The 21,877-nt window shown below is 71.1% G+C and carries 15 protein-coding genes and 1 pseudogene; 9 read left to right on the top strand and 7 right to left on the bottom strand.

The genetic code is table 11. The features are described from left to right. Positions 1-109 precede the first annotated feature (109 nt). The gene (locus AC068B_RS19850; protein ID WP_478672903.1) at positions 110-1,342 is read right to left on the bottom strand and encodes an ROK family protein; all 1,233 of its coding nucleotides are present in this window, start codon (positions 1,340-1,342) and stop codon (positions 110-112) included. A 247-nt stretch (positions 1,343-1,589) separates the two neighbouring features. Here AC068B_RS19850 and AC068B_RS19845 point away from each other — a divergent pair, with 247 nt between their 5' ends. The 8 genes and pseudogenes from AC068B_RS19845 to AC068B_RS19810 all read left to right on the top strand — a co-directional run bounded on the left by AC068B_RS19845 (position 1,590) and on the right by AC068B_RS19810 (position 15,090). Continuing rightward, complete coding sequence (locus AC068B_RS19845; protein ID WP_478672902.1) at positions 1,590-2,807, top strand: MFS transporter; 1,218 nt, start codon at positions 1,590-1,592, stop codon at positions 2,805-2,807. An 856-nt stretch (positions 2,808-3,663) separates the two neighbouring features. Beyond that, a complete protein-coding gene (locus tag AC068B_RS19840) occupies positions 3,664-7,758 on the top strand; it encodes an amino acid adenylation domain-containing protein (protein ID WP_478672901.1) in 4,095 nt (1,364 codons plus the stop codon). A 13-nt stretch (positions 7,759-7,771) separates the two neighbouring features. After that, positions 7,772-8,380, top strand: coding sequence for a serine O-acetyltransferase EpsC (gene epsC / locus AC068B_RS19835; RefSeq protein WP_478672900.1), 609 nt, complete (start codon positions 7,772-7,774; stop codon positions 8,378-8,380). 17 nt (positions 8,381-8,397) lie between these two features. After that, positions 8,398-9,468: pseudogene (locus tag AC068B_RS19830) on the top strand (ATP-grasp domain-containing protein); the annotation flags it as partial. 6 nt (positions 9,469-9,474) lie between these two features. Next, complete coding sequence (locus AC068B_RS19825; protein ID WP_478673281.1) at positions 9,475-10,746, top strand: pyridoxal-phosphate dependent enzyme; 1,272 nt, start codon at positions 9,475-9,477, stop codon at positions 10,744-10,746. Further along, the gene (locus AC068B_RS19820; RefSeq protein ID WP_478672899.1) at positions 10,743-13,307 is read left to right on the top strand and encodes an ATP-grasp domain-containing protein; all 2,565 of its coding nucleotides are present in this window, start codon (positions 10,743-10,745) and stop codon (positions 13,305-13,307) included. Before AC068B_RS19825 ends, AC068B_RS19820 begins: the two co-directional genes overlap by 4 nt. Before the next feature lie 86 nt (positions 13,308-13,393). Then, positions 13,394-14,581 carry an MFS transporter gene (locus AC068B_RS19815; RefSeq protein WP_478672897.1) on the top strand — a complete coding sequence of 396 codons (1,188 nt, stop codon included), beginning with the start codon at positions 13,394-13,396 and terminating at the stop codon, positions 14,579-14,581. Between the two features lie 56 nt (positions 14,582-14,637). Beyond that, entirely contained in the window at positions 14,638-15,090 is a 453-nt protein-coding gene (locus AC068B_RS19810; RefSeq protein WP_356253883.1) for a cupin domain-containing protein, read from the top strand. Here AC068B_RS19810 and AC068B_RS19805 read toward each other — a convergent pair. Continuing rightward, complete coding sequence (locus AC068B_RS19805; protein ID WP_478673280.1) at positions 15,080-15,571, bottom strand: nucleoside deaminase; 492 nt, start codon at positions 15,569-15,571, stop codon at positions 15,080-15,082. The genes AC068B_RS19810 and AC068B_RS19805 overlap by 11 nt on opposite strands. Positions 15,572-15,729: 158 nt before the next feature. Next, entirely contained in the window at positions 15,730-16,566 is an 837-nt protein-coding gene (locus AC068B_RS19800) for an LLM class flavin-dependent oxidoreductase (RefSeq protein ID WP_478672896.1), read from the bottom strand. Between the two features lie 171 nt (positions 16,567-16,737). On the opposite strand from AC068B_RS19800, the gene AC068B_RS19795 reads away from it, so the two are divergent. After that, positions 16,738-17,478 carry a maleylpyruvate isomerase family mycothiol-dependent enzyme gene (locus AC068B_RS19795; protein ID WP_478672894.1) on the top strand — a complete coding sequence of 247 codons (741 nt, stop codon included), beginning with the start codon at positions 16,738-16,740 and terminating at the stop codon, positions 17,476-17,478. A 3-nt stretch (positions 17,479-17,481) separates the two neighbouring features. Here AC068B_RS19795 and AC068B_RS19790 read toward each other — a convergent pair whose 3' ends face one another. From AC068B_RS19790 to AC068B_RS19775, 4 genes are all read right to left on the bottom strand, one after another. Next, complete coding sequence (locus AC068B_RS19790) at positions 17,482-17,883, bottom strand: MarR family winged helix-turn-helix transcriptional regulator (RefSeq protein ID WP_356253892.1); 402 nt, start codon at positions 17,881-17,883, stop codon at positions 17,482-17,484. 101 nt (positions 17,884-17,984) lie between these two features. Beyond that, on the bottom strand, positions 17,985-19,238 hold the full coding sequence (locus tag AC068B_RS19785) for a hypothetical protein (RefSeq protein ID WP_478672893.1): 1,254 nt from the start codon (positions 19,236-19,238) through the stop codon (positions 17,985-17,987). 289 nt (positions 19,239-19,527) lie between these two features. After that, positions 19,528-20,193, bottom strand: a complete 666-nt coding sequence (locus AC068B_RS19780) for a response regulator transcription factor (RefSeq protein WP_356253901.1) — start codon at positions 20,191-20,193, stop codon at positions 19,528-19,530. After that, positions 20,190-21,470 (bottom strand): sensor histidine kinase, encoded by a 1,281-nt coding sequence (locus AC068B_RS19775; protein WP_478672891.1) that lies wholly within the window; start codon positions 21,468-21,470, stop codon positions 20,190-20,192. Before AC068B_RS19775 ends, AC068B_RS19780 begins: the two co-directional genes overlap by 4 nt. Between the last annotated feature and the right edge of the window lie 407 nt (positions 21,471-21,877).

The raw sequence follows: 21,877 nt of genomic DNA, 5'->3' as shown, positions 1-21,877 counted from the left end.
GCCGACCGTCGTGGAAGTCAGAGTCGCCCGGTTCGGGGCGGTCCGCCCGGTCGGCCGGACCGGACCGGGCGCGACCGGACCGGAGCGGACTGGCCCTCGCCGTCTCCTCCTACCCCAGCGCCCCCAACGGGTCGTCGAGCACCGGCTGCCAAGCCAACTCCGCCGCCCCCACCAGGCTGTTGTGGTCCAACGTGCACGCCAGGATCGGTACCCCACCGCTGCGCCCCCACAGGCTCCGGTCCGCGACGACCGCGCGCAGGCGTTCCGGGTCCGCCTCCAGGAGGGCGCGGTGCAGTCCGCCGAGGATGATGCGGTCGGGGTTGAGGATGTTGACCAGGCCCGCCAGTCCGAGGCCCAGGCGGTCGATCAGGGCCTCGGCCGCGGAGCGTACGGACGGGTCGTCGTAGGAGCCGCCGAGCAGTTCGCGGGCCTGCACGAGCAGGCCCTCGGGTCCCGGCTCGCGGCCCGCCTCCGTCAGGAAGGCCAGGGGGTCCGTCTCGACGTCCAGACAGCCCCGGCTGCCGCAGTAGCAGGGGCGCCCCTCGGAGTTCACGGTGAGGTGCCCCACCTCCAGGGCGAGGCCCGAACTCCCGGTGTGCAGGCGGCCGTCGAGGACGAGGGCGCCGCCGACACCCCGGTGGCCGGTCGCCACGCACAGCAGGTCCCGGGCGCCGCGCCCCGCGCCGTGGCGGTGCTCGGCGAGTGCCGCGAGGTTGACGTCGTTGCCCGCGAAGGCCGGTCCGGCGATGCCCGCGTCCCGTACGCAGTCGGCGAAGATCTCACTGACCCGCGCCCCCGCGGGCCACGCCACGTGCAGCGGATTGAGAGCGGTGCCCTCCGGCTGGGCGACCGCGGACGGCACGGCGAGACCCGCGCCCACGCAGCGCCTGCCGGTCTCCCGCAGCAGGCCCGCGCCCGCTTCGACGACCGATCCGAGGACCCGCGCGGGATCGGCGTCGACGGTCTCGCAGCCCGGCGCGGTCGCCACGATGCTCCCGCCGAGCCCGACCAGCGCGGCCCTGAACCCGTCGGCGTGCACCTGCGCGGCGAGCGCGACAGGTCCTGCCTCCGCGACGGCGAGCCGGTGCGACGGCCTGCCCTGTGATCCCGCGGCCGCGCTGGGCTTCGCGTCGATCCGGATCAGCCCGAGCGCCTCCAGCTCGGCGGCGACGGCGCCCGCCGTGGCGCGGGTGACGCCCAGCTCCGCGGTGAGCACGGCACGGGTGGGGGCACGCCCGGTGTGGACCAGTTCGAGCGCGGGGCCCAGCGCGCCCCGCCCTCGCTCCAGGCGGGTACGCGTGGTCACTTCCCCCTCGGCACGGGGGGCAGCCTTGCCGTTCATGAGGGCGAGTCTCCCATGATCCGTACACGCTCCCGCTGTTCAGTCGTCATCCGCCCGTTCCTCCCCGGAACCGTCGCGCACTCCGGCACTCGCCGTCGCACACGTCGGCATCTCGTCGCCGCACACGTCGGCATCTCGTCATCGCGTACGTCGCCATCTCGTCGCCGCGCCCGTCGGCTCTCGTCGTCGCGCACACCGCCACGGAACCGTCTTGTCCGCGCCCCATGCGCACCTCTACTCTGACTTTGTGCCGCCACTGAACAAAATCGGGACCGCAGCGTCGCGGCCCGCCGTCGCCGCCCCCGACCTCCGCCGCCTCCGCGTCGTCCTGACGGTCTTCTTCGCCCTGGACGGCTTCATCTTCGCCGGGTGGGTCGTCCGCATCCCCGCGATCAAGGAACAGACCGGCGCGTCGGCCAGTGATCTCGGGCTCGCGCTGCTCGGCGTCTCCGTCGGCGCCGTCATCACGATGACGCTGACCGGACGGCTCTGCCGCCGCTTCGGCACCCATCCGGTGACCGTCGTCTGCGGCGTGCTGCTCTCGCTGAGCGTCGCGCTGCCTCCCCTGACGCACTCGGCGGCGGCCTTGGGCGCAGTGCTGCTGATCTTCGGAGCGGCGTACGGGGGCATCAACGTCGCCTTCAACAGCGCCGCCGTCGACCTCGTGGCCGCCCTGCGCCGCCCGATCATGCCCAGCTTCCACGCGGCCTTCAGCCTCGGCGGCATGGCCGGTGCCGGGCTCGGCGGGCTGATCGCCGGTTCCCTGTCCCCCACGCGCCATCTGGTCGGCCTCACCGTGATCGGCCTGCTCATCACCGCCGTCGCAGGACGCGCTCTCCTGCGCCTCGATCCCCCGGCGCCCGCCGACCGCCCGGCACTGAACCTGGACCCGGCCCCGGACAGCGACAGCAGCCCCCGGCGCCTCGACGGCCGCACCCGCCGCATGGTCGTCGTCTTCGGCCTCATCGCGCTCTGCACCGCCTTCGGCGAGGGAGCACTCGCCGACTGGGGCGCCCTCCACCTCGAACAGGACCTGGCCGCCCACCCGGGCGTCGCAGCCGCGGGCTACTCGTGCTTCGCCCTCGCCATGACCCTCGGCCGACTCAGCGGAACCACCCTGCTCGAACGGCTCGGCCAGACCCCGATACTCGTCGCCGGCGGCGCCACGGCGGCCGCAGGCATGCTGCTCGGCGCGCTCGCGCCCACCGCCTGGCTCGCGCTCCTAGGCTTCGCCGTCACCGGCCTCGGACTGGCCAACATCTTCCCCGTCGCCGTCGAACGCGCGGGCGCGCTGGCCGGGCCCGGCGGCGTCGCCACCGCCTCCACGCTCGGCTACGGCGGCATGCTGCTCGGCCCGCCCGCCATCGGCTTCATGGCCGACTGGTTCACCCTGCCCACCGCCCTCACCAGCGTGGCCGTGCTTGCGGGCCTCGCCGCCGTCATCGGCTACACGACCCGCGACTGAGGGAACAGCGAGGGGACGTGGCGAGAAACGGGCGGCGCGTCTGCGTGCCCTGAGTGAAGAGTGACCGGAGCGAACCCCACCGCCCGTCACGTCAACCCCCTTTTCCGGCCAATTGGCCGGAGGTTGCCGGAACCTGGACTCTGTAAAGCGGACGTCCGTTTCGCCAGCACGCGCGCGCCCGCATGGCGCCCCACGACGCAACCGGATGTCGATCGAGCGTTCACAACTCGTGCAGTCAGGCCAACCCCTGAGTTATGCAACAAAAATAATGTTTTACAAGCGGCGTTCCCAGGAATTAAGGTGAGCGCTCAACTAGAGATGACCCGCCGGGATCGGGAATTCAAGGTCGGACCCTTTGATCCGTACCGTTCCTTTGATCCGCACCGTTCTTCTGATCCATATGCTTGATCGCAACCCGGCCGGTCAAAACGGGGAGAGTGTAAAGGCATGTACGTGAAATTCCTTGAGGCGACTCGGCGCATCGGTTCACGCTGCTGAGGCCTTCCGAGCGCTGACAGAGCTTCGCGCTGGGTCGCGAAACTCCCCTTCATGACAGGCGCCTGCGCGTCCGCATGTCGTACCCCACTATGCCTGACATGCATGACACGCACCCCATGCGCGCCTGAGCGCTTTCCGGTTGAGACGAAATCCAAGTACCACAAGGCACTGATTCCGTCGCGCCATTCCCATTCACATTTCCATTTCCAGCCCACCTCGGCTGTTTTCGCGTGAAGGTCGACCACCGAAGGTCGATTCCGGCTGCCACTTCGGCACGACCGCTTCACCGAATTTCCGCATGCTTCGGCAAAGCTTTGCCATGACACATCCAAAAAGTCTACGGATTCCAGGTAAGACAATGATGACGAACCCCACGGGGCCCAAGGAATTGTCCCTGCCAGACATGCTGCGCGCGGTCGTACTCGCCCAGCCCGACCGGACCGCCGTCTCCTGCGGCGCGGAAAGACTGACTTTTCAGCAGCTCGGCGAGCGGAGCGGGGAACTGGCGGACCGTCTGCGACATCTCGGCGCCACCGCGGATGCACGGGTCGGCATTTTCCTGCAGCCCTCCATCGACCTCATGGTGAGCGTCTGGGGTGTCCTGCGCGCGGGGGCGGCCTATCTGCCGCTGTCGCCCGAGTATCCGGACGAGCGGGTGCGCTACATGGTGGCGGACTCACGCACCGAGGTCATCCTGACGGAGGAGTCCCTGGTCTCCAGGCTGGCCGCGATGACTCCCCCGGAAACGAAGATCGTCACCGTGGCCCGGGGCGGGGCCACCGGCGAGCCGACCCCCGCGCCCGTAAAGGGCGACGACCTCGCGTACGTCATCTACACCTCCGGGAGCACGGGCAACCCCAAGGGCATCGGCATCGAACACCACAGCATCGTCCACCAGATGCGCTGGCTGGCCGACGAACAGGGCCTGGACCGGACGAAGACGGTGCTGCAGAAGACACCGCTGAGCTTCGACGCGGCGCAGTGGGAGATCCTCGCACCGGCCTGCGGCGCGAGCGTGGTGATGAGCGAACCGGGGGTCTACGCCGACCCCGGCGGACTCGTCGACCTGATCCAGGCGAACGGGGTGACCACCTTGCAGGGCGTGCCGACCCTGCTGCAGGCGCTCGCCGACACCGGACGGCTGTCCGACTGCACCTCGCTCGCCCAGGTCTTCAGCGGCGGCGAGGCGCTCACCAAGAGTCTGGCGACCGAGCTCCTCGACGCGCTGCCGGAGTGCGAACTGACCAACCTGTACGGCCCCAGCGAGTGCACCATCAACGCGTCGTCCCACCGCGTGGACCGGCAGGCCGTCCAGCACGGCCCGGACCACTTACCCATCGGACGCCCGGTGCGCGGCACGGGATTCCACATCCTCGACACCGCCCGGCAGCCGGTCGCGCCCGGCGACTCCGGTGAGCTGTACATATCCGGGCCGCAGTTGGCCCGCGGCTACCTGAACAATCCCGAGCTGACCGCCGACCGGTTCGTCACCGGCGCGTTCACCGGCACCGGCGCGTCCCGCCCCACCCGCCTCTACCGCACCGGAGACCTGGCCCGGCTGAACGACGACGGGACCGTGCAGTTCCTCGGCCGCACCGACAGCCAGGTCAAACTGCGCGGCTTCCGGGTCGAGCTGGACGAGATCAAGGTGTCCGTCGAGAAGCACGACTGGGTGAAGTCCGCCGCCGTGCTGGTCCGGGACGATCCGCGGACCGGCGCCAACCTCGTCGCCTTCGTCGAACTCGACCCCGACCGGGCCGCGCTGATGGACCAGGGCAACCACGGCGCCCACCACCAGTCCAAGCAGAGCAAGCTGCAACTCAAGGCCCAGTTGGGCAATCTGGGGGCCCGTCAGGACGACGGACTGCCCGTCGTCGACCTGCCAGGACAGACGGCGACGGCCCGGCAGCGGCGCACGGTGTTCGCCCGCAAGACCTACCGGTTCTACGAAGGCGGCCAGGTCACCCGGGACGACATCCTTGCTCTGCTCGCCCGCCCGGCGCAGCAAACCACCGCGCCCCGCGCCCCGGACACCCTCACCCTGGCCGAACTGGGCTCCCTGCTGCGCTACTTCGGCCAGTTCCCCAGCGGCGAACGGCTGCTTCCCAAGTACGGGTACGCCTCACCCGGCTCCCTGTACGCCACCCAGCTGTACGTGGAGCTGTCCGGCATCGCCGGTCTGGAGGCGGGCCACTACTACTACCACCCGGTCGACCACCGCCTCACCCTGATCGGCCCCGCGCCCGTGGGCAGGCCCGGGCTGCGGGTCCACTTCATCGGGCACCGGGCGGCCATCGAGCCGGTCTACCAGAACAACATCGAGGAAGTCCTCCGGTTCGAGGCGGGCCACATGGTCGGCCTGTTCGACCACGTGCTCCCCGAGTACGGGCTGCGCGTCGGCGCCCGCGCGGACGAGCCGGGCGTCAAGGACGTGCTCCGCTGCCCGGACGAGGACTTCTACCTGGCCACGTACGAAGTGGAGACGGCCGCCGCGGCGGTCGCGCCCGGCCCGGTCGACCTGTACGTACAGGCCCACCCCGGCCGCGTCGCCGATCTGGCCGAGGGCCAGTACCGGTACCGAGACGGGGATCTGGTGCGGGTGTCCGACGGTCTTGTCCGCAAGCAGGACGTCATCGCCATCAACCAGGAGGTGTACGCACGGTCGAGCTTCGGGATCAGCATGATCGGCGGCGCGGCTGCGCCGTGGCAGCGCTACGTCGACCTCGGCCGGGAGCTGCAGCGCCTCCAGCTGAACGACGTCGGCCTGGGGCTGATGTCCTCCGGCTACAGCTCGGAGACCGGCAACCCCCTGGGGTCGGCCCGGCGCATCACGGATCTCCTCGGGGCCGGACCGGAGACGGCCGCTCGACCGGAGACCGCCGCCCGTCCGGACCCCGCCGCCCGTCCGGACACCGCCTCCTACTTCGCCGTCGGCGGCCGCGTCAGCGCCGAGCAACGGCTCAGTGAGGGCATGAAGGAGGACTCCGTCCACATGCGGGGGCCTGCCGAGATCGTCAAGGACAACCTCGCCGAGACCCTGCCGCCCTACATGGTGCCCAATCGGGTCACCGTCCTCGACTCCTTCCCGCTCACCCCGAACGGCAAGATCGACCACCAGGCCCTGCGCGAGCTGGACAAGGCCGCCGTCGACGACGCCGACGCGCCGGTCGTCCCGCCGCGCACGCCCACCGAGGAGGCCGTCGCCGCGCTGTGGCGCGAGGTGCTGCGCCAGGACCGGGTCTCGATCCGGGACAACTTCTTCGCCGTCGGCGGCCATTCGCTGACCGCGGTCAACCTGGTCGGCCGGATCAACCGGGAGCTGGGCAGTTCCCTGCCGCTCCAGGTGCTGTTCGACGCGCCGACCGTCGCCGGTCTGGCCCGGCTCGTCGACCGCACGCCCGCGGCCGCGCTGTCGCGGACGGTGCGGCTCGGCGGCACGGACGGCGGGCGGCCGGTGTTCTGCTGGCCCGGCCTCGGCGGCTACCCCATGAGCCTGCGGCTGCTGGCCGGGCGGCTCAATCTCTCGCGGCCGTTCCTCGGCGTCCAGGCGTACGGGATCAACCCGGGCGAGACCGCGTACCCGACGTTCGACGAGATGGTCGCCAAGGACATCGAGCTCATCCGGCAGGTGCAGCCGACCGGTCCGTACACGCTGTGGGGTTATTCCTTCGGGGCCCGGGTCGCCTTCGCGGTCGCCCGCGAGCTCGAGCGGGCCGGGGAGCGCGTCGACGAGGTGATGCTCCTTGCGCCCGGGAAGCCGCCCGTGGAGGTCGGGGACGGCGCGCCCACCGGGGCGACGGTCGACTTCACCGACCCCGCCTTCGTCTCGATCCTCTACTCCGTGTTCGCCGGGAACATCCAGCGGGCGGCGATCGCCGAATGCCTGGCATCGACCCACGACGAGGAATCGTTCATCGCGTGCCTCTGCTCCCGGTTCGAGCATCTGGACCGCGAGCTGGTGCGCAGGATCGTCGGCGTGGTCCGGCTGACCTTCCTGTTCGAGTACGCCCCCGAGGACATGGCCGGGCACCGGGTCACGGCACCGGTCACGGTGTTCCGGGCCGCGGGCGACCAGGACTCCTTCATCGACCTGGGCCACGCGCTGTCGAGCACGCCTCCCAGGATCAACCGGCTGCAGGCCGACCACTACGCGCTGCTGCGTGCGCGCGGAGTGGACGAACTCGTCACCGCCGTGCGGACCGCACGGCTCCCCAGAAAGGTCATCCCCATGCCCCACGTCACCATCAAGCACTTCCCGAACAACCTTGAGGACACGCAGATATCGGCCCTGGTGGACGCGATCACCAGCGCGGTCAGGACCGCCTTCTCGGTCGACGAGGGCGTGGTGTCCATCGCCCTGGAACCTGTCGCCCAGGACGCGTGGAACGAGCGGGTCTACATACCGGAGATCGTCGAAGATCCCGGCCATCTGGTCAAGAGTCCGGACTACTGAGGCGGCTGAGCACATGCGCAGGACCATCACCAGGATGCGGCAGGACCTCGCCATGATCGTGGCCCGGGACCCGTCGATCCACACCCGCGCGGAGGCGCTGCTGCACCCCGCGCTCCCGGCCCTGTGGGCCCACCGGACGGCACACGTCCTCTACACCCGCGGACACCGTCAACTCGCCCGGCTGATCGCCTACTTGGCGCGCTCGGTGACCGGCGGCATCGAGATCCACCCCGGCGCGCGGCTCGGCCGCCGCGTGTTCATCGACCACGGGGCCGCCGTCGTCATCGGGGAGACCGTCGAGATCGGCGACGACGTCACGATCTTCCACCAGGTCACGCTGGGCGCGGTCGGCTGGTGGCGGGACGAGCGGCGCGAGCCGGGGGCCCGACGGCACCCGGTCGTCGGCGACCGGGTGGTGCTCGGCACCAACGCGATCGTGCTCGGCCCCGTCACCGTCGGCGACGACGCGCTGATCGGCGCGGGATCGCTGGTTCTCGGCGATGTGCCGCCCCGGGCCCGGGTGACGGCTCCCGTGGCCGGGGTCGTCGTACCGCTGTCGCCCGCGGAGCGCGCCGAGTCCGACCACCTGCTGCGCACCCTGGCCACCGCCGGGTGCTGGTAACGGCCCGCTGCTCCCTGATGCACGGACATTCACCACGGCACGGCACGTGCCGAGGCACGGACATTCACCGAAGCACGACCCGGCCACGGGCCGGTCTGTCAACGGAGGCACAGATGATTCACGTCGGAGTCCTGGAGAGCAACCTCTCCGGTTCCGGCTTCGAGGGCCTGCAGATCATCAAGGAACTCGACTGCCGCGTCACCTTCTTCACCCGCGACCTGGAACGCTACCTCGCCGTCCCGGGCGGGCCCGCCTACTTCGACCGCTACGTCGACGACATCGTCCGCTGCGAGACGAACGTCTTCGAGGACCTTCTGCCGCACGTGCACGCGGCCGGGGCCGAGCACCCCTTCGACGCGTTCCTCACCCTCGCCGAGTACGACGTGGTCGTGGCCGCGGAGGTGGCGGTCCACCTCGGGCTCCCCACCGTCAGTGTCGACGGCGTCGCCACCGCACGCAACAAGGCGCTGATGCGCCGCCGCTGTGCCGAACTCGGCGTGCCCATACCGGCGTTCCGCACGGTGGGCACGCCCGAGGAGGCGGCGACGGCCGCGGCGGAGATCGGTCTGCCCTGTGTGGTGAAGCCCGCCGACGAGACCAGCAGCGCCGACGTGCGCCTGGTGGACACCGCGGAGCAGGCCGCCGAGCACGTCGCCCTGATCCGCTCCCGCGCGGAGAACACCCGCGGCCAGGCCCGCCACCACGAGCTGATGGTCGAGGAGTATCTGACCGGACCCGAGGTCAGTGTGGAGGTGCTGGCCGACGGCGACCGGTACGAGGTGTTCGGGGTGACCGACAAGTCGGTCGTCGGTCTCGGCTACTTCGTCGAGCTGGCGCACACCTTCCCCTCCTGCCTGCCCGAGCCGCTCGTGCGCGCCTGCGGCGAGCTGGCCGTGGAGGCGCTGCGCGCGGTCGGCTTCGACCTGGGCATGGCCCACGTCGAGGTCAAGCTGACCGCGTCAGGACCCAAGCTCATCGAGATCAACCCGCGGCCCGCCGGTGGAAAGATCACCTACCTCGTCGACCGCGCGCTTGGCATCAAGTCCCTGGAGCTGGTGGCCCGCCAGTACCTCGGTCAGCCGCTGCCCGACCCGGTGCTGCCCAGGCATCCGGTCGGCGGCGCCGCCATCCGCTATCTGACGGCGCAGCCCGGCCGGGTGGTGTCGGTCACCGGCCGGGAGCGGGCCGCCGCGCTGCCCGGCGTGGAGGAGGTCGTCGTCAAGCCCAAGCCGGGTTCTGTCGTACGGGAGTTGCGTCGCAACGGGGACCGTGCCGGACATGTGCTGGTGGTGGCCGGGACGGCCGAGTTGGCGGCGCGCACCGCGGAGGCCGCCGTCCAGGAGATCGGCATCCGCACCGAGCCGGTCTCCCGGCGCCCGGTCGCGGACTCCCTGACCGACCTCGTCGGCGGAACTCCCTTACTGAGGCTACCCGTTGACCGGATCGTGGACGGGGCGCCCGCCGATGCCGAGGTGCTGGCGAAGCTGGAGTCGTTCAACCCCTGGTCAAGCAGCAAGGACCGGGCCGCCCTGACGATGCTGCGCGGCGCCGAGAAGCAGGGACTGCTCGTCCCGGGCTCCGGCACCGTGATCGAGGCGACCTCGGGCAACACCGGCATCTCGCTGGCCGCGTTGGCGGCGCCCCGCGGCTACCGCTGTGTCATCGTGCTGCCGGACAACGCGACCCGGGAACGGGTGGCCATGCTGCGCTCGCTCGGTGCCGAAGTGGTGCGGACCCCGTACAGCGGCGGCTATCAGGCGGCGGTCGACAAGGCCGAGGAACTCCACCTGCAGACACCCGGGTCGTGGTTCTGCCGCCAGCACGACAACCCGGACAACACACGGGCGCACTACGAGACGACCGGCCCCGAGATCTGGAGCGACGTCGGCGGGCGCATCGACGTGTTCGTCTGCGGAGTGGGCACCGGCGGTACGCTCAGCGGCGCGGGGCGCTATCTGCGCGAGAGCCACCCCGCGGTGCGGATCGTGGCGGTGGAGCCGGCGGGCTCGCCGCTGCTGTCCGGCGGCAGGCCCGGCACGCACGGCATCCCGGGCTTCAACGGCGGCTTCATCGCGCCGACCACGCAACAGAGCCTCATCGACGAGGTGATCACGGTGTCCGACGCGGACGCCATGGACACCACCCGGCGGCTCGCACTGCACGCCGGTCTGCTGGCCGGTGTGTCGGGCGGCGCGGTCGTCCATGCGTCCGGCGTCCTGGCGGCCCGTCCCGAGTACCGGGGCCGACGCATCGTGACGCTGCTGCCCGACACCGGCGAGCGGTATCTCAGCCTGCTCGCCCACGAGAAGGCCCCGGCGCCCGTGGCATCCACGGTGACGGCGGCCGACCGGGGCGGTGCCCGATGACGACACCCCTGCCCGCGCATGCCCTGGCGCACGACGACCGGCCGCGGCTGCTGATGGTGATGCCCTACCGCCAGTTCGTGCGCAAGGCACAGGCCGCGGGGTTCTGGGTCGGCGCGATCTGGGACCCACGGCTGGAGACGCCCGCCTATCTCGACGACGTGCGCGCCCTTGCGGACCTGTTCGTGACGGTGGACTTCCGGGACGAGGATCTCCTTCGCCGCACCCTCCGCGAAGTGGCCACGGAACACCGTGTCTCGATCGTCCACCACCTCGGCAGGGAGGAGACGATGGTCGCCGCCCACGAGGTGGCCGAGGAGCTGCGCGCCGAGGTCAATCCGGCCACGGCGATCCGCTTCCTCGCCGACAAACACGCGATGCGGGACCTGCTCGCGAGGCACCAACTCTCCCCCGTGGCCTACGAGTCGGCGCCGACCCGGCACGAAGTCCCGGCCGCGGTCGAGCGGATCGGCCTGCCCGCGGTCGTCAAGCCGGTCGCGCTCGCGGGCAGCCGCGGCGTGTTCCTGTGGCGCGAGCCGCGGGACCTGGCGGACTGGACCACGCTGGTGGACACGTACGGCTATGACGGCCCGTTCCTGGTCGAGGAGTACCTGAGCGGGCCCGAGTACAGCGTGGAGACGCTCAGCCACGACGGCAGGCACCAAGTCGTCGGCACCACAGAGAAGTTGCTGGGCGCTCCGCCGCTGTTCGTGGAGGTGGGGCACGTCCATCCGGCGCCGCTGCCCCCGGACCGCAGGCAGGCCGTCGAGGAACTGGCGGTCCGCTTCCTCACCGTGTGCGGGTACCGGTTCGGTCCCGCGCACACCGAGGTGATCTGGACGGCGCGCGGCCCGCGCATCGTCGAGTCGCAGGCCAGGCTCGGCGGCGACCGGATCCCGCGGCTCGTCGAGCTGGCCGGTGGCCTCGACATCGAGCAGGCGATCTTCACCGGTCTGGCGGGCACACCGGCCGAGGTGCCGGAGCCGACGGCGACGGCGGCCGTGCGGTTCTTCACCTTCCCGCCCGGCCGTGTCGACGCGATCCGCGGCCTGCAGAGGGTTCAAGCGCTGTCGTACGTCGACGAGTTGACCTTGCGGCTGCGCACCGGGGACACCGTGGCGGAGGTCCGTGACTCCAAGGGCCGCCAAGGGCACGTCATCGTCTCCGGTGCCACGCCCGGGGAGGCCCGGAGCCGGTGCGCGGAGGTGCTCGCCGCCATCGAGCTGGTCATCGACGGGACGCCGGTTCGGGCGGACGGCCGGACCGGGGAGCCGCGGGCCGTCCCGGACGACGAAGGACAGGTGGTGTTCGTCGGCTACAACGCGGCGTACCTGCGCGCCATCGACGGAAGTGTCCCCGACGGTTCCGTCGTGGTCCTCGAAGAGCCCGACATCATCCGCAAACGGGAACTGGGGGACGCGGCGACGCGCTTCGGCTGCCTGGACCGGATCGTTCCCGCGCACTACCAGCAGTCGGCGGGGGCCCTCGACCTGGTGGCCGACCTGGAGGCCGAGCGCCCGGTGGCCGCGGTCGTCCCCGGCCTGGAGTACGCGGTGCCCGCGGCGGCCGCGCTGGCCGAGAAGCTGGGGCTGCCGGGCGCGACCGAGCCCGCCGCACAGGCGCTGCGGGACAAGGTCCGACTGCGCGAGGTCTGCGACGCGGGCGGTGTCCGCGGTCCGCGCTGGCGCGAGGTGCACGGGCCCGACGACATCCTCGACTTCGCCGCCGAAGGCCCCGTGGTGGTCAAACCGGCCAACCGGCAGGCCAGCGTCGGCGTACAGCTCCTCGACTCGGTCGACGCGGCCACCGCGGCGCGGGCGTGGGAGCGCACCTCCTCCGCCGCCGAGTACGAGCAGGTGCCCGACCGGCACCTGAAGTGGCGCTTCCTGGCCGAGGAACGGCTGCGCGGGCCCGAGTACAGCGTCGAGGCGCTGGTGCGGCAGGGCGAGATCGTCTTCCACAACATCACGGCCAAGACGGTGATCCCGGGTCCTTACCCCGTGGAGCTCGGTCATCTGCTGCCCGCCCCGCTCGACCCGGACACCCAGGGCGCGTTCGAGGAGGCCATGCGGGCGCTCGTCGTGGCGACCGGCTATCGCACCGGGATCCTGCACGCCGAGTGGATCCTGACCGCGTCCGGTCCCGCGCTGGTGGAGTGCGCGGGACGCTGCCCCGGCGACTACTTGATCGACCTGAACGACCTGGCCTACGGCACACGGATCAGGGTGGCCCTCATCGACCTGCTGGCCGGGCGTCCGGTCACCCTCCCCCGTACCGCGCGACTGACCTCGGCGATCCGGTTCCTGGCCGCCGAGCCCGGCACCGTCACGGAGGTCGCGGGGACGGAGGCGGCACAGGCCCTGCCCGGGGTGAGGACCGTGGAGGTCGACGTCGAGCCCGGCCAGGAGGTCCGGCCGTGGGCGTCCTCCTGGGACCGCGCCGGACACGTCATCGCGACCGGCCCCGACGCGGACAGCACGCGCCGACGCGTCCTCGACGCGGACGCCGCCATCCGCATCACCACGGAGCCCCGCCGCACCACGACCCGTACGACCACGGATTGAGGAAGCAGATGTCTGTTCTTTGGCAGCGCGTCCGGGGGTGGCCCCGGAGCATACCCGGAGGGCGGGTCGGCCTCAGGCTGTCCGTGATGGCGATGATCGACGCCGTCGGGACCGGCGCCTTCCTGGCCGTCTCCGTGCCGTTCATCACCCGGTCCGTCGGTCTCTCCGTGGGCCAGCTCAGCCTCGGTCTGGCCCTGTCCGCCGCGATCGCGCTGACCACGGCCGTCCCCATCGGCATCCTCGCCGACCGGATCGGCCCGAAGAAGGTGCTGGTCGGGGTGAGCCTGTGGCGCTGCGCGTGCTTCGTCCTGTACCCGTTCGTACAGAACCTGTGGCAGTTCCTGACGGTGGTGTGTCTGCTCGGTCTGGTCGACAAGGCGGCGGCGCCGATGGAACAGGCCCTGGTCGGGCAGGTGACGGCGACCGACGACCGGGTCAGGGTGGTCGCGGTGCTGCGGTCGCTGCGCAATGTCGGCTTCACCGTCGGCGCCCTGCTCGGCGGTGTCGGACTGCTGATCGACACCCGGGCCGGTTACGGCGCGATCCTGCTGCTCAACGCCGTCTCGTTCGCCGTGCTCGCGACCCTGGCCCACCGGCTGCCGGTGCTCAGCACACCGGCGAAGAGCCTGCGGCGCCGCTTCTCGGTCGACGCGCTGCGGGACAGGCCGTTCCTGTCGTTCACGGGGATCAATGCCGTGCTCACCATGCACATGACCCTGCTGAGCATCGGCATCCCGCTGTGGATCGTCGAACACACCGACGCCCCGGCCGCGGTGATCTCGCCCCTGGTGGCGGTCAACACCGTGCTCGCGGTTGCCTTGCAGGTACGCGCCAGCCGGGGCACCGAGACCATCGCGGGCTCCGCACGCGGGCTGGTGCGGGCCGGTGTCGCCCTCGCGGTCTGTTGCCTGCTGCTCGTCGCGGCGCCGAAGCCGCCCGTCGTAGTCGGGGTCGGCGTGCTGCTCCTCGCCATGATCGCGCTGACCGCCGGGGAGCTGTTCCAGTCCGCGGGCGGCTGGGGCGGTTCGTATCTGCTCGCGGCGCCCGGTCAGGAGGGCGTCTATCTCTCGGTCTTCTGGCTCGGCGTGGCCGTCCAACAGATCGCGGCACCGATCGTGGTCGGCGTGGTCATCACGGCCGGGTCCACCGGGTGGGTCGTCCTGGCCGCGCTGTTCGCCGTCTGTGGTCTCGCCGCGCCGGTCATCGGCCGCTGGGCCCAGGCCCAGGCGGACCGCCGACCGCAGCAGCCCCAGACCCTGGCCGAGGCCACGTGATCGCCCCCGCCCGCCGGACCGGCAGGCCTCAACTCGCACATCACTCAGGAGGAAAAATGTCCGTTCCGCTGTACGTCCCCGCCGGTGAAGGCGAGTACGTCGACATCCGCGACACGAAGAGGACGTATCTGAAGCTGACCACGCCCGACTCCAACGGGGAGTTCGGCTTCTTCGAGCATCACATGGCTCCGGAGGCGAAGGGCGCGGCCCCGCACATCCACAAGCAGTCCACCGAGATGTTCTACGTGGTCAAGGGCGAGATCGAGTTCACCATCGGCGACCGCAAGGTGGTCGGTGAGCCGGGCGCGTTCGCGTACGTCCCCAAGGGGGAGCCGCACGGCTTCACGAACCGGGGCACCGAGGACGCCACCCTGCTGATCATGTTCTACCCGATCTACGACCGCGAGGACTACTTCCGCGGCCTGGGCCGTCTGACGGCCAACGGGCGCAATCCCAGCATGGAGGAGCTGCGGGAGCACATGGCGAAGTACGACCAGTTCATGGTCTGACGTCGCCGCCCCCACGCTTCCCCGTACGGAAGCGCCACTGCAACTCACGTATCTGATCCGCCAGTTCGGGCACCGGACCGGCGACCTCGAGACCGGGCACGACGTCCCGGACGGCCAGCGGACTCAAGGGCGAGGCGAGGGGCACGCCCCACTCGGCCTTCCACTCTCTGGCCTGCCGGGACGAGCTCGCGTACACGATGCGGCCAAGGCCGACCCAGCCGTGCGCGGCCGCGCACATCGGGCAGTGCTCCCCCGAGGTGTACACGGTCGCCGCGGCCCGTTCCCCGGCGGTCAGGTGGAGTGCGGCCCACCGGGCGAGCGCGAACTCCGGGTGGGCCGTCGGATCTCCGGTGGTGGACTCGCGGTTGCGGTCCTCGGCCCTGATCTCGCCGTCCGCGTCGACGAGCACGGACCCGAACGGCAGGTCGCCCGCGTCGAGCGCCTCGGCCGCGAGTGCCACGCAGCGGCGCAGGTAGGGCAGATCGGTTCCGGTGACGGCGGTTGCGTCGGTGGCGTCGGTTCCGGAGAGGTCATGGTCGGGAAGGTCGCGGTCGGGAAGGTCGCGGTCGTGGGGTGTCACTGTGACTCCGTCCCTGTAGAGGCGCCTGCGTCCGATGGGGGGCTGCGTCCGATGTACGGCTACGTCCGGTGTGCGGCCACGACGGCCAGCGCCTGCCAGGCCTCCTCGGGCCGCAGGGTCTCTTCGGGGTCACCGTGGTAAGGGTCGAGCAGCACGGCGTCGGCACCGGCCAGGCGCAGTTCCTCGACGTCCTCGAAGAACTGCTCGACAGTGCCTTCTCCGGCTCGGCGCGTCGGGTGGTCGACCGGCTTTTCCGCGAGCCGGAGCCGGATCCGTGGCGCGAGCCCCGGCACGGGCCTGCCGAGCTGGGCGGCCGTTCCCCTCAGTCGCGCCAGCGCCCCCCTGAACCAGGGCATCGTGAAACTCAGCGGGTGCCATGGAGCGTCGAAACGCACGGCCCGGCGCATGGCCGCGTCACTGTTCCCGCCGATCCAGATCGGGATCTGCCCCGAGCGATAGTCGGCGTCGTCCTGCCACGCGGCCCGCATCGTCCGCAGATGTTCGTCGGTCAGTGCGCCGCGTCGCTCGAAGGGGATGCCGAGCGCCTCGAACTCCCCTCGGGCCCAGCCGACGCCGACGCCCAGAATCAGTCGGCCACCGCTGAGTTGATGCAGGTTGGCGGCCATGCGGGCGACCAGCAGAGGATGCCGGTAGGGGGTGATGAGAACGGTCGTCCCCAGCTGTATCCCGGTCGTGATTCCCGCCATCCAGGCGAGCGTGGTGAAGGGCTCGTAGAACGGCGCGGGATACCGCTCGGCCACGTCCGACGTGATCGCCACGTGATCGGACATCATCAGCAGATCAAAGCCGAGACCCTCCACGGTTTCGGCCCAACGGGCGAGGTGATCCGGGTGCGCCCCTGGCCCGAAGTTGGGGACGTTCACACCTATCCGCATGGGCGTCACCCTAGCAACGAGCCGCCCTCAACGCGCCTTTACAGCAAGGCAGTTGAGCGGCTCCCCGGTATTGCTTCTCGGGATTGCAGGTGACCACGGGACGTACGCCATTGGTCCGACATCACCCGGAGGTTCCGGTTCCAGCGCGCCGCGTCCGACACAATCTGCCGCATGGAGATTTCCGAGCACATTCACGTGGTCGACAAGGAGGGCCAGTTACTGGCCCGTGCCGCGGCCGAGGCGGGCACCGAAGCCAAGGTGCCCACCTGCCCCGACTGGCAGGTGCGGGACCTGCTGCGGCACACGGGAATGGTCCACCGCTGGGCGGCCGCGTTCCTCACCGAGCCGCGCACCTCGTACCGGCTCGGCGGCGAACTCCCCGACCTGGACGGCGAAGCCCTCGTCGAGTGGTTCCGGGAGGGGCACGCCGCACTCGTCGCCACGCTCACGGTGACGCCGCCCGACATCGACTGCTGGACCTTCCTGCCCGCCCCCTCCCCCCTGGCCTTCTGGGCCCGGCGGCAGGCGAACGAGACGACCGTCCACCGGGTGGACGCCGAGTCAGCGCGCGGGGGCTCCCCGTCCCCGATGGACGTCGCCTTCGCCGTGGACGGGATCGAGGAGCTGCTGTTCGGCTTCCACGCCCGCGAGAGGAGCCAGGTGCGCAGCGCCGTCCCGTCCGTGCTGCGGGTGCGGACCACGGACCCGCGGGACGAGCGGACGTGGACCGTACGCCTCTCGGACGGGCCCCCGGTCGCGGAGCACGGCACGACGGCGCCCGCCGACTGCGAGGTGTCGGGTTCCGCGGCGCGGCTCTATCTGGCGCTGTGGAACCGGCTGCCGTTCCCGCAGGTGACCGGGGAGCGCGCGCTGGCGGCACTGTGGCGGGAGAAGTCCGCCATCGTCATGTGACCGTCAGCCGGTGGAGGCGTCGAGCATCCGCCCGAGGACGGCCCGCTGCAGCGGCCGCACCTCCTGGTGGAGTGCTCGACCCTTGTCGGTGAGGGAGACGCGCACGCCGCGACGGTCCTCGCTGCACATGCCGCGCTCCACGAGGCCGTCCTTCTCCAGCCTCCCGATGAGGCGGGAGAGCGCGCTCTGGCTCAGATGCACCTGCGCGGAAATCTCCTGCACGCGGAACGTACAGCCACCGTCGTCCGACGATCCCTCGGCCAGTACGTCGAGCACCTCGAAGTCACTCGCGCCCAGGCCGTGCGGGTGCAGCTCCCGGTCCAGCTCGCACAGCGTGCGCGCATGCACCGCGAGGATGCCGCGCCATTGGTCCACGAGCCCCTGCTCGGCCGATTTCACCGCCATGGGACCGCACGCTAGCAGAGATTCGCCACTTCATTGCATCGTCATTAAATGCACGCGCATTTAATGCGCCTGCGTCCCGGCCGGGGGCGGTCAGGGGCGGATCAGGGGCGGTCCCGGTTGGCCGAGGCCCTCAGGGCGGCGACCGTGAGCGCCACGACCAGCAGCGAGGCGAGCGTGGCGATCGCCGCGGACAGGGTCGGGAGCGGTGCCGTCACCCGGTCGGGTCGCAGGACGTAGGCGAGCGTCGTCGAGTCGATCCGGTCGTCCACGAGGTGGCTGACGGTCAGCGCACCGGCCACCAAGGTGCTCGCCACGGCCACGAACGGCGACCCGCTCAGACACAGGGCCGCACCCGCCGCGGCGCAGACGACGGAGACGCCGAGCGCGGCGGGGAGACCGAAGGCGGGCGCGTCCGACCAGTTCAGCGGAGCGTGAGCCGCCGCGCAGAGCAGCAGGAGTACGCCTGCCACGCGCCGCAGCCACACCAGGGAGGTCGTGCTCCGCACCTGGGTGGCGGCGGCGTCCGGGGTGGAAGTGGGGCGGGCGGCGGCGACGGATGCCGCGAGCGGGGCGGCCGTGGTCTTTGCCCGGACGCTGTCGCTGCCCTTGGCGTTGTCGGCGCTCTTGGTTCCTGGGGTGCCTTGGGTGCCTCTGTTGCTGTCGGCGTCTCCCCTGTCTCCGGTGCTGTCCGCGCCGACTGTGTCCTGCTGTTCCCGCAGGCTGTCGATCAGCTGCATCAGGTCCTCGACCGACCTGGTCGTGCCCGCGGCGTGCACCACCTCGGCGCCGCTGTGCGGATCGTGCGGGGGACGGGACAGGAGGCGTACGAGGCGGGTCACATCCGGGATGGGCCGCTCCTCGGCGGCGTGCCGGATGGCCTCGTCCATGTGGTCGGCGGGGTGTTCGGGCGGGCCGAGGAGTTCCACCAGCCGGGTGACGTCGTCGACGGAGCGGGCCACGGCGGCCAGGCGGAGTACCGAGGCGGCGGTCGGCGAGCCGTCGGGCGACTGCTCCAGGAGGGTGACCAGGTCGACCACGTCGTCCAGGGGCCGCGACAGCACGGCGACGCGTATGAGCTCCTGCACCGCGTCGTCGTCGGTGCCGGGCGCCGCCTGCTCCGGGGGTCGATCGCCTGCCTCGGCCACGGTCGGTTCCGGGGTTCTGCCGTCGGCGACGGCCACGGCCCCTGCCGGGGACATCTCGTCGGTGACGTGGCCTGCTGCCTGCGGCCGCGGGGCGGTGTCCTCGCGGAGCGGGCCGCCGAGCTGTGCGGTGCCCCAGTGGACCGATGTGGACACCAGCGGATCGCCGGTTCCGGATGTTTCCCCTGCGGCGGAGAATGACTCAGCGGCCATCTCGTCTCTCCATTTCAGCGGGGCATCCTCGCCCCGCACATGTACGTGTCTCCCGTTCTATGCACGCTTCATTCGGCCCGCCACTGGAGCGGGCCCGGAGGACGGGTCGACGGACGCAGGCCGAGCGCGACGCGGACACGGTCGAGACCACCGGGGCCGTGATCTTCTTCGCGGTGCTGGCGACGATCCTCTACGGCACCGGAACGGGCACCGGAACGGGGACGGGCACCGGGCCGGAATCGGGACCGGCACCGGGACGGGCACCGGACCGGGACCGGCGCGTGCCGCCTCAGCCCAGCCAGCCGGGGCGGACCAGGCCCGACTCGTAGGCCAGGACGACGAGTTGAGCGCGGTCCCGGGCGTTCAGCTTCACCATGGTCCTGCTGACGTGCGTCTTGGCCGTGAGCGGACTGACCACCAGACGGCGGGCGATCTCCTCGTTCGAGAGGCCGATGCCGACCAGGGCCATCACCTCCCGCTCCCGTTCGGTCAGTCCGTCGAGAGCACCGGCGGCCGCGGGCTCCTTGGAACGCGCCGCGAACTCGGCGATGAGGCGGCGCGTCACACCCGGCGACAACAGCGCGTCGCCCTCGACCACCGCCCTTACCGCGCGCAGCAATTCCTCCGGTTCGGTGTCCTTCACCAGGAAGCCCGACGCTCCGGAGCGGATCGCCTCGAAGACGTACTCGTCGAGCTCGAAGGTGGTGAGCATGACCACCTTCACGTCGCCCAGAGAGGGCTCGTCGGTGATCCGGCGGGTGGCGGCAAGCCCGTCGAGCAGCGGCATGCGGATGTCCATCAGGACGACGTCGGGGCGCAGTTCCCGCACCATCCGCACCGCCTCGTCGCCGTCGGCGGCCTCCCCGACGACGCCGATGTCAGGCTGTGCGTCGAGGAGCGCCTTGAAACCTGCTCTGACCAGGGACTGGTCGTCGGCGAGCAGTACGCGGATCACTGGTCCTCCCGAGGTGCGGTGCGGGCCTTGGCATCCTCGTCCGCCGCCAGGGGCAGTACGGCGGTCACGCGGAAGCCGCCGTCAGGGCGCGGGCCCGCCTCGATCGTGCCATCGAGGGCGGCGGCACGCTCCCGCATTCCGGCAAGTCCGTTGCCGCTGCCGCCCGCATCGGCGCCGGTGGCGGGCCCGTCGTCGTCGATCCGCAGGGTGAGCGACGCCGCCTCGTGGTGCACCAACACGCGTGCGCGGCGCGAACCCGAGTGACGTACGACGTTCGTCAACGCCTCCTGGACGATGCGGAACGCGGCGAGGTCCGCGCCCGGCGGCAGCGGCACCAGGGTGCCTTCCGTGGTGACTTCGACGGTCAGTCCCGCGCTCCCTGCCTGCTCGACGAGTTCGGGGAGGCGGTCGAGGCCGGGCGCCGGGGCGCGCGGCGCGGCGCCGGGGGCGCGCAGGGTGTCAAGGACCTGACGCACCTCCCCCAGCGCCTCCTTGCTTGCGGCCTTGATGGTGGTCAGCGCGGTGCGGGCCTGTTCGGGGTCGGAGTCGAGCAGCGCGAGGCCCATGCCCGCCTGCACGTTGATGACGGAGATGCTGTGGGCGAGGACGTCGTGCAGCTCGCGCGCCATCCGCAGCCGCTCCTCGTCCGCCCGCCGCTTCGTGGCCTGTGCGCGCTCGGCACGCTCCTTGGCCCACTGTTCACGGCGTACGCGGGCGAGTTCGGAGACCGCGATGATCGCGACGACCCAGACGGCTGCCGCCACCTCCTCGCTCCAGGGGCGGGCGCCGTCGTCGCCGGGCGGCAGCCACCGGTAGAGCCAGTGCGCGATCAGCAGATGCCCCAACCAGAGACCGCCGACGGCCCCCCAGACCGCACGCCGGTGCCCCGCGACGATCGCGGCGAAGCAGCCCACGGCGACGGCCAGGAAGATCGGACCGTAGGGGAAACCGGCCCCGATGTAGACGAGCGTGAGCCCTGCGGTGGCGTACAGGACGGGCACGGGATACCGGTGGCGCAGCAGGAGAACCGACGTGGCAAGGAACAGCAACACCCGGGCGAAGAGGCCGATGTCCACCCGGTCGGCTTGACCGTGCTCGGCGAACCTCGATCCGACCTGCACGAACAGGGTGAGCGCGGCCGTCGTCAGCCACGGCAGGCGGCGGGCCCTCGGCCCCTGGGACCCGGAGTTCCACCAGGGCGGCCCGTGCCGCCACATCGGTGGTCCGCCCCACTTCGGGGGCGGACCACCCGGCCTGCCTTCACGCTGCTCTTCCATGTCGGTCACGCTAGACCGGAGCGGGTTGCGCGGGCGTCCGACGGGCGTGGTGATCACACGTACTCCCACGGGAGTAGGAGCCGCGGGGCCTGGCGGGGCATAGTGGCACCACTGAACCTCGTCTGTCCGACAAACAAGGGGTCAGACCGAAGCGATCTTCGATTCAGACGGCTGATCTGTACGGTCAGATCCAGCGTCATCTGGATCGACATGACCACCAGACTCCAGTACGTCCAGTACGTCCAGTACGTCCAGTCTGACGACTCATCGAGCTCGCGCATTGCCCCCTCCTCTCTCTTCCGGGACGTCCTCGGAAAAGGTCGGAGGCTGCTGCTCGATGACTCACGGGCCACTCTATGGGCGACCCCCGCTGCCTTTCAGCAGTGTGCTCCGCATGACAGAAGTTG

The organism is Streptomyces sp. NPDC042371, assembly GCF_056437465.1.
The sequence above is the reverse complement of the archived record's forward strand: the minus strand, read 5'-3'. Positions and strand labels throughout refer to the sequence as shown.